General features: G+C 64.8%; 12 protein-coding genes. 9 read left to right on the forward strand and 3 right to left on the reverse strand.

What is annotated here, in order from left to right:
* Positions 1-59 precede the first annotated feature (59 nt).
* The 9 genes from L867_RS0117675 (at position 60) to L867_RS28180 (ending at position 8,357) form a co-directional block, all read left to right on the forward strand.
* Entirely contained in the window at positions 60-1,985 is a 1,926-nt protein-coding gene (locus L867_RS0117675) for a bifunctional 5-dehydro-2-deoxygluconokinase/5-dehydro-2-deoxyphosphogluconate aldolase (protein WP_028738106.1), read from the forward strand.
* On the forward strand, positions 1,982-3,802 hold the full coding sequence (gene iolD / locus L867_RS0117680; RefSeq protein WP_028738107.1) for a 3D-(3,5/4)-trihydroxycyclohexane-1,2-dione acylhydrolase (decyclizing): 1,821 nt from the start codon (positions 1,982-1,984) through the stop codon (positions 3,800-3,802). Before L867_RS0117675 ends, iolD begins: the two co-directional genes overlap by 4 nt.
* A 2-nt stretch (positions 3,803-3,804) precedes the next feature.
* Positions 3,805-4,710 (forward strand): myo-inosose-2 dehydratase, encoded by a 906-nt coding sequence (iolE, locus tag L867_RS0117685; protein ID WP_028738108.1) that lies wholly within the window; start codon positions 3,805-3,807, stop codon positions 4,708-4,710.
* Positions 4,707-4,952 carry a hypothetical protein gene (locus tag L867_RS25645; RefSeq protein ID WP_037173757.1) on the forward strand — a complete coding sequence of 82 codons (246 nt, stop codon included), beginning with the start codon at positions 4,707-4,709 and terminating at the stop codon, positions 4,950-4,952. Before iolE ends, L867_RS25645 begins: the two co-directional genes overlap by 4 nt.
* Positions 4,949-5,758, forward strand: coding sequence for a 5-deoxy-glucuronate isomerase (gene iolB / locus L867_RS0117695; protein WP_028738109.1), 810 nt, complete (start codon positions 4,949-4,951; stop codon positions 5,756-5,758). Before L867_RS25645 ends, iolB begins: the two co-directional genes overlap by 4 nt.
* Positions 5,759-5,800: 42 nt before the next feature.
* Positions 5,801-6,919 (forward strand): Gfo/Idh/MocA family protein, encoded by a 1,119-nt coding sequence (locus tag L867_RS0117700; RefSeq protein WP_028738110.1) that lies wholly within the window; start codon positions 5,801-5,803, stop codon positions 6,917-6,919.
* A 110-nt stretch (positions 6,920-7,029) separates the two neighbouring features.
* Positions 7,030-7,743 carry an SDR family NAD(P)-dependent oxidoreductase gene (locus tag L867_RS0117705; protein WP_104367967.1) on the forward strand — a complete coding sequence of 238 codons (714 nt, stop codon included), beginning with the start codon at positions 7,030-7,032 and terminating at the stop codon, positions 7,741-7,743.
* Positions 7,744-7,817: 74 nt separating this feature from the next.
* Positions 7,818-8,201 carry a DUF3833 family protein gene (locus tag L867_RS25650; RefSeq protein WP_332308407.1) on the forward strand — a complete coding sequence of 128 codons (384 nt, stop codon included), beginning with the start codon at positions 7,818-7,820 and terminating at the stop codon, positions 8,199-8,201.
* A 27-nt stretch (positions 8,202-8,228) separates the two neighbouring features.
* Complete coding sequence (locus L867_RS28180; protein ID WP_332308408.1) at positions 8,229-8,357, forward strand: hypothetical protein; 129 nt, start codon at positions 8,229-8,231, stop codon at positions 8,355-8,357.
* A gap of 70 nt (positions 8,358-8,427) precedes the next feature.
* Here L867_RS28180 and L867_RS0117715 read toward each other — a convergent pair whose 3' ends face one another.
* The 3 genes from L867_RS0117715 to L867_RS0117725 all read right to left on the reverse strand — a co-directional run bounded on the left by L867_RS0117715 (position 8,428) and on the right by L867_RS0117725 (position 12,031).
* Positions 8,428-9,456, reverse strand: a complete 1,029-nt coding sequence (locus L867_RS0117715) for an ABC transporter permease (protein WP_028738112.1) — start codon at positions 9,454-9,456, stop codon at positions 8,428-8,430.
* 36 nt (positions 9,457-9,492) lie between these two features.
* The gene (locus L867_RS0117720; protein ID WP_084638614.1) at positions 9,493-11,031 is read right to left on the reverse strand and encodes a sugar ABC transporter ATP-binding protein; all 1,539 of its coding nucleotides are present in this window, start codon (positions 11,029-11,031) and stop codon (positions 9,493-9,495) included.
* A gap of 70 nt (positions 11,032-11,101) precedes the next feature.
* Entirely contained in the window at positions 11,102-12,031 is a 930-nt protein-coding gene (locus L867_RS0117725) for a sugar ABC transporter substrate-binding protein (protein ID WP_028738114.1), read from the reverse strand.
* Positions 12,032-12,343 lie beyond the last annotated feature (312 nt).

Genomic DNA, 12,343 nt, shown 5'->3' on the forward strand with positions numbered 1-12,343 from the left:
GGTTGCCTGAAAGGACGGACGGCGGGGCAAGCGACCGCGTCGCCGACAGGGAGGTTCGCTTGGCACAACTCGATCTGATCACGATCGGCCGATCTTCGGTCGACCTCTATGGCGCACAGGTCGGCGGCCGGCTCGAGGACATGGCCTCCTTCAACAAGTATATCGGCGGCTCCCCCACCAATATCGCGGCCGGAACCGCCCGGCTGGGGCTGAAGTCCGCCGTGCTCACGCGGGTGGGCGACGAGCACATGGGCCGCTTCATCCGCGAGCAGCTGATGCGCGAGGGGGTCGACATCCGTGGCGTCAAGACGGATCCGGAGCGGCTGACGGCGCTCGTTCTCCTTGGCATCCGTGATGAACACCAGTTTCCGCTGATCTTTTACCGTGAGAACTGCGCCGACATGGCGCTCTGCGAAGACGATGTCGATCCCGACTTCATCGGCGCGGCGCGCTGCGTGCTGGCGACCGGCACCCATCTGTCGCATCCGCGCACCGAGGCCGCGGTGCTGAAGGCGCTGAAGATCGCCCGCGAAGGTGGCGCCAGGACCGCGCTCGACATCGACTACCGCCCCAATCTCTGGGGGCTCGCCGGCCATGGCGCGGGCGAGAGCCGTTACATCGAATCGAGGGCCGTCACGACCAAGCTGCAGGCGACGCTGCACCTGTTCGATCTGATCGTCGGCACGGAAGAGGAATTCCATATCGCCGGCGGCACGACCGATACGGTCGAGGCGCTGAAGGCCGTGCGGCGCGTCTCCGATGCCGCGCTGGTCTGCAAGCGCGGCGCCATGGGCGCCGTGGTGTTCGAAGGGGCCATCCCCGACAGTCTCGACGAAGGCCAGGCGGGAGAGGGCTTTCCGATCGAGGTGTTCAACGTGCTCGGCGCCGGCGACGGTTTCATGTCCGGGCTTCTGAAAGGTTGGCTGACCGGCGAGGACTGGCCGACCAGCCTCAAATTCGCCAATGCCTGCGGCGCCTTCGCCGTCTCGCGCCACGGCTGCACACCGGCCTATCCGAGCTGGGAAGAGCTGCAATATTTCTTCAAGACCGGCATCCGCAACAAGGCGTTGCGCAAGGACGAGGCGCTGGAGCAGGTGCACTGGTCGACCAATCGCAAGGGCGACTGGTCGGAAATGCGCGTCTTCGCCTTCGACCACCGCCTGCAGCTGGAGGCCATGGCCGACGAGGCGGGCGTGCCGCGCGAGCGGATCGGCGCCTTCAAGACCCTGTGCCTGAAGGCGGCCCTCGATGTCGCCGGCGGCGCGCCGGGTTACGGCATCCTGTGCGACAGCCGGCTCGGCCGCGATGCGCTCTATGCGGCCAGCGGATCGGGCCTGTGGATCGGCCGTCCGGTCGAATGGCCCGGCTCGCGTCCGCTGGTGCTGGAACCGGAAATCGGTCCCGACTTCGGCGGGCTCGTCGAATGGCCGCTTGAGGATGTGGTCAAGGTTCTGTGCTTCTACCATCCGGACGATACCGCCGAGATGCGCGCTGAGCAGGAGGCGACCGTACTTCGGCTGTTTGCCGCCGCCCGCCGCAACCGGCTGGAAATGCTGCTCGAGGTGATCCCGTCCAAGGTCGGCCCGACCGATGACGACACGGTTGCCCGGATCATCGACCGCTTCTACGAGATCGGCGTCTATCCCGACTGGTGGAAGCTGGAGCCGATGCGCACCGAAGCCTCCTGGGCCAATGCCTGCGCCGCCGTCGAGCGCCACGATCCCTATACCCGCGGCATCGTCGTGCTCGGGCTCGATGCGCCGCAGGCCGAGCTGGAGGAGAGCTTCGCGCTGGCCGCCCGCTTTGCGCTGGTGAAAGGTTTTGCCGTCGGCCGGACGATTTTCGGCGAGGCGGCACGCAAATGGCTGTCCGGCGCGATCAGCGACGGGCAGGCCGCGGAGGAAATGGCGCAGCGCTACCGCAGCCTCTGTTCCGTCTGGGACAAGGCCCGGCAAGGATCAGGCGCACTGGGAGAAAAGGCATGAAAACGGTGAGACTGACGGCGGCGCAGGCGATGATGCGCTACCTCGCCAACCAGCTGAACGAGGACGGCGTTCCCTACATCGCCGGTGTCTGGGCGATCTTCGGCCACGGCAATGTGGCGGGCATCGGCGAGGCGCTCCACGGCGTGCGGGATCGGCTGCAGACGCTGCGCGGCCAGAACGAGCAATCCATGGCCCATGCGGCGATCGCCTATTCCAAGCAGCTGCGTCGGCGCCGTGCGATGGCCGTGACCTCATCGATCGGACCGGGTGCGGCCAACATGGTGACGGCGGCGGCGCTTGCCCATGTCAACCGCCTGCCGGTGCTCTTCATTCCGGGCGACGTGTTCGCCAATCGCGGGCCCGATCCGGTGTTGCAGCAGCTGGAGGATTTCGGCGACGGCACGATGACGGTCAACGACTGCTTCAAGCCGGTCAGCCGCTATTTCGACCGCATCATGCGGCCCGAACAGATTCTGACGGCGCTGCCGCGCGCACTGCGCACGATGACGGACCCGGCCGATTGCGGCCCGGTGACGCTATCCTTCTGCCAGGACGTGCAGGCCGAGGCTTACGACTACCCCGAGAGCTTCTTCGAGCCGAAGGTCTGGCGCCAGCGCCGGCCGGAGCCGGACGCACAGGAGTTCGAGGCGGCGGTCGCAGTACTGAAGGCGGCCAGGAACCCGGTCATCGTTGCGGGCGGCGGCGTGCACTTCTCCGGCGCGACGGACACGCTCAAGGCCTTCGTCGAGAAACATGGCATCCCGGTCGTCGAGACCCAGGCCGGCAAGTCGGCGCTAGCCTGGGACCACGATCACAATTTCGGTCCCGTCGGCGTCACTGGCGCCGAATGCGCCAACGTCATCGCCGAAAAGGCCGATCTGGTGTTCGGCGTCGGCACGCGCTTCCAGGATTTCACCACCGGCTCCTGGGGCCTGTTCAAGAACCCGGAGCGGCGCATCCTGGCGCTCAACGTCCAGGCCTATGACAGCACCAAGCACGACGCGATCCCCCTGACCTCGGACGCGAAGATCGGCCTTGAAAGACTGTCGGCCGCGCTCGGCGATCATCGCTTCACCCCGCCGGACGCCGCCATCAAGGCCGGCTGGTTCGCCAGGGCCGATGCCGTCACCGCGCCGCCGAAGGATGGCAATCAGTTGCCGACCGACATGCAGGTGATCGGTGCCGTGCAACGCCAGTCGCGCGACAACACGGTCGTGATGTGCGCGGCCGGCACCATGCCGGGCGAGCTGCACCAGCTGTGGAAGGCCAAACTGCCGCTTTCCTACCACATGGAATACGGCTTCTCCTGTATGGGTTACGAGATTGCCGGCGGCCTCGGCATCAAGATGGCCGAACCGGACCGCGACGTCATCGTCATGGTCGGCGACGGCTCCTACATGATGATGAATTCGGAGCTCGCGACTTCGGTCGCCATGGGTCTCAAGATCACGGTGGTGATCACTGACAACCGCGGCTACGGCTGCATCAACCGGCTGCAGATGGGCACCGGCGGGGCCGAGTTCAACAATCTCTACGCCCATACCAATGTGCATCCGATGGCGATCGACTTCGCCGCGCATGCCGGCTCCATGGGGGCGAGCGCCCGCAAGGTGTCCTCGATCGCCGAGCTGGAACAGGCGCTTGCCGCCGCACGCGACGCGACCGTGACCACGGTCATCGTCATCGATACCGACCCCTATCCGACGCCCGAGGCCGGCGGGCATTTCTGGGACGTCGTGGTTCCGGAAGTCTCGCCCCGCGCCGAAGTCAATCAAGCCCGTGTCCGCTACGAGGCGGCTCTCAAGGAAAGACGCTAAGCATGATCTCCTATGGTACCAATCCGATTGCCTGGTCGAACGACGACGATCGCTCGCTTGGCGCCCATATCAGCCTAGAGCAGTGCCTCGACGAAACGGCGAAGATCGGCTTCGACGGCATCGAGAAGGGCCACAAGTTCCCGCAGGATCCGGCCGGCCTCAAGGCCGTGCTCGAGCCGCGCGGCCTGCGCTACGTCTCCGGCTGGCATTCGCTGAACCTGCTCACCCACACGATCGAGGAAGAAAAGGCGGCGATGCAGCCGGCGCTCGACCTGCTGAAGGCCATGGGCTCGAAGGTCATCATCGTCTGCGAAACCTCCAACGCCATTCACGGCAATGATGCGGTGGCCGTCAACGACCGTCCGAAGCTCTCCGACGTCGACTGGGCCAAATTCGGTGCCGGTGTCGAGGCGCTGGCCGAATATGCCGCCGCCCAGGGCATCGCGCTCGTCTACCACCATCACATGGGCACGATCGTCGAGAGCGAAGAGGAAATCGACAGGCTGATGGCCCATACCGGGCCGCATGCGAAGCTCCTGCTCGACACCGGTCATTGCCTGTTCGGCGGCGGCAATCCGGAGCGGGTGGCGCAGAACCACATGGCCCGCGTCGGCCACATTCATGCCAAGAATATCCGGCCGGTGATCGCCCGGCAGGTGCGCGACGAAAATCTCTCCTTCCTCGAAGGCGTGCGCCGAGGTGTCTTCACGGTGCCGGGCGACGCGGAAGGCGGGGTCGACTTCCTGCCGGTCTTGCGGATCGCCGCCGAGCATGGTTACCAAGGCTGGCTGGTCATCGAAGCCGAGCAGGACCCGGATGTCCGCAATCCCTTCGAATATCAGAGCCTTGGTTTGAAATCGCTGAAGGCCATGGCCAGGGAGGCCGGGCTGGACAAGGAGACAGCGTGAAATTTCTCGACCCGCAGCATCCGTTCTTCAAGCCGCTCTGGCGCCGCATCCTGACCGTCGTCGCGCCGGTGGCCTGGGGGCTCTTCGAGTTCTCGAACGGTGAGGCGGGCTGGGCCATCGTCTTTATCGGGGCGGCGGCCTATGCGGGTTACGAGCTGTTCCTGGCACCGCAGCCCGCGCCGGGTGAAAAGCCTGCGGCAGAAGAGGCGGCGGCCAGGGACGACAAGGGAGACGAGGGATGAGCAATCTGCTACGCAAGCCGAAGGGTTCCTTGGGCAAGGTGCATGACATCACGCCGGCGGATGCCGGCTGGGGCTATGTCGGTTTCGGCCTCTATCGGCTGAAGGCCGGCGAGACGGCCACCGAACCGACCGGCGAGACCGAGGTCATTCTCGTTCTGGTCGAGGGCAAGGCGGAGATCTCGGGCGCGGATAAGGACTTCGGCGAACTGGGCGAGCGGATGAGCGTCTTCGAGCGCACCCCGCCGCACTGTGTCTACGTGCCGGCCGGTTCCGACTGGTCGGCGACCGCCACCACCGACTGCACGCTCGCCGTCTGCACGGCGCCGGCCATGCCCGGCCGCGAGGCCCAGGTGATCGGCCCTGCCGGCATTTCGCTGGTGGAACGCGGCAAGGGCGCCAATACCCGCTACATCTATCCGATCGCCATGGAAGACCGCGACGTCGCCGATGCCCTGCTGGTGACGGAAGTGTTCACGCCGTCGGGCAACTGGTCGTCCTATCCGCCGCACCGCCATGACGAGGACCGGTTTCCCGAGATGACCTATCTCGAGGAGAGCTATTACCACCGTCTCAATCCGGCCCAGGGTTTCGGCTTCCAGCGCGTCTTCACCGAGGACGGTTCGCTCGACGAGACGATGGCCGTCAGCGACGGCGACGTCGTGCTGGTGCCCAAGGGACATCATCCCTGCGGCGCGCCCTATGGCTACGAAATGTACTACCTCAACGTCATGGCCGGCCCCTTGCGCAAGTGGCGCTTCCAGAACCATCCGGACCACGACTGGATCTATCGGCGCGACAATCCGTAAGCGCTCAGCGACGTTTCAAAATTCGACTTGTGGGAGGAAGACATGGCGGGTCTCGGTATCGGGCTCATCGGCACGGGCTATATGGGCAAGTGCCACGCGCTGGCATGGAACAATGTCTCGGGCACTTTCGGCGATGTCGATAGGCCGCATCTGGCCACGCTGGCCGAGGTCAATGCCGAGCTTGCGGCGAAGAAGGCGACCGAGCTCGGCTTTGCCCGGTCGACCGGCAACTGGCGCGACCTGCTGTCAGACCCGTCGATCGATGTCATCTCGGTGACGACGCCGAACGCCTTCCACGCCGAGATGGCGATCGAAGCGCTTGAAGCCGGCAAGCATGTCTGGTGCGAAAAGCCGATGGCGCCGGCGCTGGCCGACGCGATCCGCATGCGCGACGCGGCCGCCCGGTCGGGCAAGGTGGCGGTCATGGGCTACAACTACATACAGAACCCGATGATCCGTCATATTCGTCGCCTGATCGAGGAAGGTGCGATTGGTACGGTCAACCATGTGCGCGTCGAGATGGACGAAGATTTCATGGCAGACCCGGCCCAGCCCTTCTACTGGAAGAGCGAGGCCTCGTCCGGCTACGGCGCGCTCGACGATTTTGCCGTCCATCCGCTGTCGCTGCTGTTCACGCTGTTCGGCCATGTCGAGGCGGTGGTGACCGACATGGTGAAGCCCTATGAGTCGCGGCCGCTGGCCAACGGCGGCGACCGGCCTGTCGAGAACCACGACATTGCCAGCGTGCTTCTCCGCCTGGGGGGCGGCATTTCCGCCGCGCTGATGGCCAATCGTTCGGCCTGGGGGCGCAAGGGCCGCATCGCCGTGCAGATTTTTGGCTCGGCCGGCTCGATCCTGTTCGACCAGGAACGCATGAACGAGTTCCAGCTCTACCAGGCTTCCGGTCGCCCGGAGGAGCAGGGGTTCCGCACCATTCTCGCCGCCCCGCATCACAAGCCCTATGACCGCTTCATCCCGGCCCCCGGCCACGGCCTCGGCTTCAACGATCTGAAGGTCATCGAATGCCGCGAGCTGATCGCCGCGATCGGCGGTGACAAGGCGCATGTGATCGGCTTCGACGACGGCCTCAGGATCGAGCGCAGCGTTCATGCCATGGCGCAGTCCTTCGCCGAACAACGCTGGGTCACCGTCGAGGGATAGCCTCGCCTCGCTTCCGGCCCGATTGATCCGTCGTCGCCTTCCGGCCGTAGTCCATGGCAGAGACGCGGGGACAGCTGTCCGCTGCCCCGCCTTGTCGCAGAGGGTCGATCATGGAAAGCAAAATTCTGCCGTCGCTCGGGCGCGGCTATCACGCGCTGGTGCTCGGCGCATCGGGCGGCATCGGCTCTGCCTTTCTCCGCGCCTTCGAAGACGATCCGGCCTGCGCGCGGGCGACCGACCTTTCGCGTCGCGCCGATGGTTTCGACGTGACCGACGAGGCCTCCGTCGCGGACGCTGCAAAGTGGCTGGACGGCGAGGGGATACGGTTCGACGTCATCGTCTGCGCCACCGGTGCGCTCACCATCGATGGCGTCGGCCCGGAGAAATCGATCCGCGCCATCGAGGCTGATGCCATGGCGGCGCAGTTCGCCCTCAATGCCATTGGCCCCGCCCTGGTGCTCAAACATTTCAGCGGGCTGCTGCACCGCGACCGCCGCAGCCTGATGGCCTTCCTGTCGGCGCGGGTCGGCTCGATCGGCGACAATCGGCTCGGCGGCTGGATTTCCTATCGCGCGGCTAAGGCGGCGCTCAACCAGATCGTCCGCACGGCCTCGATCGAGATCGCCCGCACGCGGCCGCAGGCGGTGGTGGCGGCGCTGCATCCGGGAACCGTCGCCACCGCGCTCTCCGATCGCTTCCCGGCCGGCCACGAGCGGTTCACGCCCGAGGACAGTGTACGACGTTTGCTCGCCGTGCTGGATGCTCTGGAGCCCGTCCAGACGGGCGGCTTTCATGCTTATGACGGCCAGACCATCCCCTGGTGAGGTGAACGGCCTAAAGATCCGCCGGCGCTTGCGGTGCGTACTGGGCCAAGAGAACTCACACAGGAACCCTGCCCATGTTCAGGACCGCTTCCTTGTTCTTCGCACTGCTCTTGCCCGCCATGATATCCGCCTCCGGCGTCGCTGCGGCCGAGAGGTTCACCCTGGAGGATTTCTTTGCCGGCAAGAGCAAGGCGGTGGGATCCTTCAGCGCCATCAACGGTGTGAAACGCCAATTCACGGTGGATCTCACCGGCAAATGGGACGGGCGCATGCTGACGCTGCGCGAGGATTTCGTCTTCAACGACGGCACCCGCGATACCAAGACCTGGCGCTTCGTCAAAACCGGCCCGTCCACCTATTCCGGCCCCCGCGAGGACGTGATCGGCGAAACCAAGGTGGCGCTGCAGGGCAACGCCGCGCGCTTCAGCTACCTCGTCTATCTCGACTCCGTCAAATAGGCGAACAAGGTCCGCTTCTACGACAAGATGGTCCTGCGCAGCGACGGCATGGTGCTCAACACCGTCATCGTCACCAAGTTCGGCCTGCCGGTCGCCAGGACCGTCGTCGCGTTCGAAAAGACCGGCGGCGCGAAGGGCAAGGTGCGGTCACGCTGATCGTTCTTCCCTGAAAACAAAAAGGCGGCGCCGGGGCGCCGCCAGGTGGCTTTCGCGGTGGGAGTTATTGTCAGACCTTGCGCTTCTTCTGCCGGTAGACGTCGGCGACCACGGCGGTGACGATGATCATGCCCTTGATGATCTCCTGGTAGTAGGCGTCGACCCTGAGAAAGGTGAAGCCGGAGGTCATCACGCCGAGGATGATCGTGCCGATCACCGTGCCGGTGATGCGGCCGGCGCCGCCGGCCAGCGACGTGCCGCCGATGACGGCCGCGGCGATCGCGTCCAGTTCGTACATCACGCCCATGCCGGCCTGCGCGGTCTGGGCGCGGGCGGCCGTCACGACGCCGGCCAGCCCCGCCAGCATGCCGGCGATGGCATAGACCTTGATCAGGTGGGCTTCGACGTTGATGCCCGAGACGCGGGCCGCCTGGACATTGGCGCCGATCGCATAGGTGAACTTGCCGTAGCGGGTATAGCGCAGCGCGATGTGAAAGATGATCGCAACGACGAGGAAGACGACGACCGGGGCGATGCCCGTGCCGATGAAGATGAAATCCTCGCTGAGGCCGGAGACCGGCTGGCCCTTGGTGTACCACTTGGAAATGCCGCGTGCCGTCACCATCATGCCGAGCGTGGCGATGAAGGGCGGGATCTTGGTGCGGGCGATCAACTGGCCGTTGATGAAGCCGGCCAGCAGGCCGATCGCGATGCCGACGGCGATCGGCACGAAGAAGGGCATGTCGGTCAGGCTCGGATAGAGCGCACGCGGCCAGGTCGAGGCCTGGGCGAAGCTCGCCGAGAACATCGCCGTCATGCCGACCACCGAACCGGAGGAGAGGTCGATGCCGCCGGTGATGATGACCTGGGTCACGCCAACGGCGATGATGCCGATCACCGAGACCTGCAGGATCATGATCGTCAGGCGCTGCTGGTTCATCAGGAAGCTCTGGCCGACGAAGAACCAGCCGAGCAGTTCGAAGACCAGCGCGATGCCGATCAGTACGAAGAGGATATTGGCTTCCGGCGGGATGCGGCGGTGAAGGGGCTGCCCGGTCTTCAGGTCGACCTCGCCCTTGGTCAGGATCTTGCTGTTCATCTCTTCCTCCCTCGAAGGTCCGTGGACGGCTGCCGCTTAACGCGACGCCAGGTCCATGACCTTGATCTGTGTGGCTTCCGCGCGATCGAGGAAGCCGGTGACGCGGCCCTCGTGCATGACCATGATGCGGTCGCTCATGCCGAGCACTTCGGGCATTTCCGACGAGATCATGATCACGGCGACGCCGTTCCTGGTCATCTCCGTCACCAGTTTGTGGATTTCCGCCTTGGCGCCGACATCGATGCCGCGGGTCGGCTCGTCGAGGATCAGGATGCGCGGATTGGTCAGCATCCAGCGGCCGATCAGCACCTTCTGCTGGTTGCCGCCCGACAGGTTCTCGATGCGCTCGGCAAGGTTCGGCGTCTTGACGCGCAGCTTGCGGCACATCTCCTCGCATTCCGCCGACAGCGCCGCCTGCTCGACGAAGCCGCGGCTGACGAACCTGTCCTGCAATACGGCGATCTGCATGTTCTCCAGCACGCTGAGGATCAGCAGGCAGCCGGTATCCTTGCGGTCTTCGGTGAGGAAGGCCATACGGTTGCGGATCGCTTCCGTCGGGCTGAAGACGTCGACCGGCTTGCCGTCGATCTCGATGGTGCCGGACGAGGCCGGCGTGACGCCGAAGATCGTTTCGGCGACGTTGGAGCGCCCCGAGCCGACGAGGCCGGCGACGCCGAGGATCTCGCCGGCGCGCACGTCGAAGGAAACGTCGCGGAAGACGCCGTCGAGCGTCAGGTTCTTCACCGACAGCACGACCTCGCCGAGCGGCACGTCCTCCTTGGGGAACATCTGAGTGATCTCGCGGCCGACCATCATGCGGATGATGTCGTCGCGCGTCACGTCGGTGGAGGCGTGGGTGCCGATATATTTGCCGTCGCGGAAGACCGAGAACTCGTCGGCGATCTCGAACAGCTCGCTCATCTTGTGGGTGATGTAGACGATGCCGATGCCCTGGTCGCGCAAGCCGCGGATGATCTGGAACAGATGCTCCACCTCGCGCTCGGTCAGCGCCGAGGTCGGCTCGTCCATGATCAGCACGTCGGATTCGTAGGAGACCGCCTTGGCGATCTCGACCATCTGCCGGTTGGCGACCGACAGTTCGCCGACCTTGGTCTGCGGATGGATGGAAATGTTCAGCCGGTTGAAGAGTTCGGCCGTCTTGCGGTTCATCTCCTTGTGGTCGACGAAGCCAAGGCGGGTGAGCGGCTCGCGGCGGATCCAGATGTTCTCCGCCACCGTCATCGGCGCCATCAGGTTGAGTTCCTGGTGGATCATGGCAATGCCGTTTTCCAGTGCGTCGAGCGGCGACTGCAACTGGATGTCGACGCCCTTCAGCTGCACCGTGCCCTTGTCGGGATGGTAGATGCCGGCGAGGATCTTCATCAGCGTCGACTTGCCGGCGCCGTTTTCGCCCATCAGCGCATGCACGCTGCCGCGCTTCAGCCGAAACGTCACGTCGTCGAGCGCGACGACACCCGGGAATTCCTTGCGCACGCCCTCGGCGGCCAGAAGATATTCGGAATTGGGGACTGCGCCGCTCCTGCGGACAGCGGCCATCGTAGTCGGGCTGACCATGGCAAATCTCCTCACGCTTCATGCGGGTGGAATGCGGGCAAGAGCCCGCATTCCCGGATCCCCGAAGGGATCAGTTCTTGGCCTGGTAGTCCTTGAGGTTTTCCGGCGTGACGAGTTCGAAGGGAATGTAGACCTTCTTCTCGACGCTCTCGCCCTTGGCGATCTTCAAGGCTGCGTCGAGGGCGCCCTTGCCCTGGCCGGCGGCGTTCTGGAACACGGTCACGTCGAGGTCGCCGGCTTCCATGGCGGCAAGCGCGTCCTGGGTGGCGTCGACACCGGCGACAACATAGTCCTTCATGTCCTTGCCGGCGGCCTTCAGCGCCTGCACGGCGCCGATCGCCATTTCGTCATTGTTGGCGATGACGGCGTTGAACTCCAGCCCGCTCGACAGCCAGTTGGTCACCAGGTCGGCACCCTGCGTGCGCTGCCAGTTGGCGGTCTGTTCCTCGACGATCTCGATGCCCTTGCAGTCGTCGGTGGCGACGACGTCATGGACGGCCTTGGTGCGCATGCGGGCGCCCTGGTTGGACAGTTCGCCCATCATGACGACGGCCTTGCCCTTGCCGCCGAGCAGACGGCAGACTTCCTTGGCTTCCAGCGTGCCGGCGACGATTTCTTCCGAAGCGACGAAGGACTGCTTGTCCGGCAGTTCGTTGACGTTGACCGGCTCGCGGTTGACATAGACCAGCGGAATGCCGGCATCGGCGGCGATCTTCGACATGGCGACGGTCGCGTCGGTATCGACCGGGTTGACGATGATCGCATCGACGCCGGCGGCGATGAAGTTCTGGATCTGGCTCTGCTGCTTGGCGACGTCGTTCTGCGCGTCTTCGACCTGGAGCGTCACGCCGTCGAGTGTCTTGGCATAGTCCTGCATGCCGTTGCGAAGCACGGTCAGGAAGTTGTCGTCGAACAGCGCCATCGATACGCCGACGGTCTCGGCATGGGCGGCCGTGCTCAACAGAACGGACATGGCGGCGCCCAGAATAAGCTTCTTCATGATATTTCCTCCTCAGATGGTGTCCGGCTCCACCTTCTCCTGCCGGAGGTCGCCCGTTCGGGCCGACCCTGCACTTGCTTCGCGCTCCCGACGCGTCGGATAAAACGGAATGAATAGACCGCTGACCCTGAAATGCAGATAATTTATTCCATTTTTTCGATCGCGCGTCAACGGCGCTTGCGGTAGCTTGCAGCAGATTTCCGCTAGGGCTCTGGAAAACCGGGAAAAATCGCACGAGATGCCATGCCGCATGGATGGAATTTCCATTCCATTTCGCTTGCGAGCCGCAGGGGAGGGGTATTGGGAGCAAGA

This window comes from Paenirhizobium selenitireducens ATCC BAA-1503, assembly GCF_000518785.1.
Classification (GTDB): domain Bacteria; phylum Pseudomonadota; class Alphaproteobacteria; order Rhizobiales; family Rhizobiaceae; genus Allorhizobium; species Allorhizobium selenitireducens.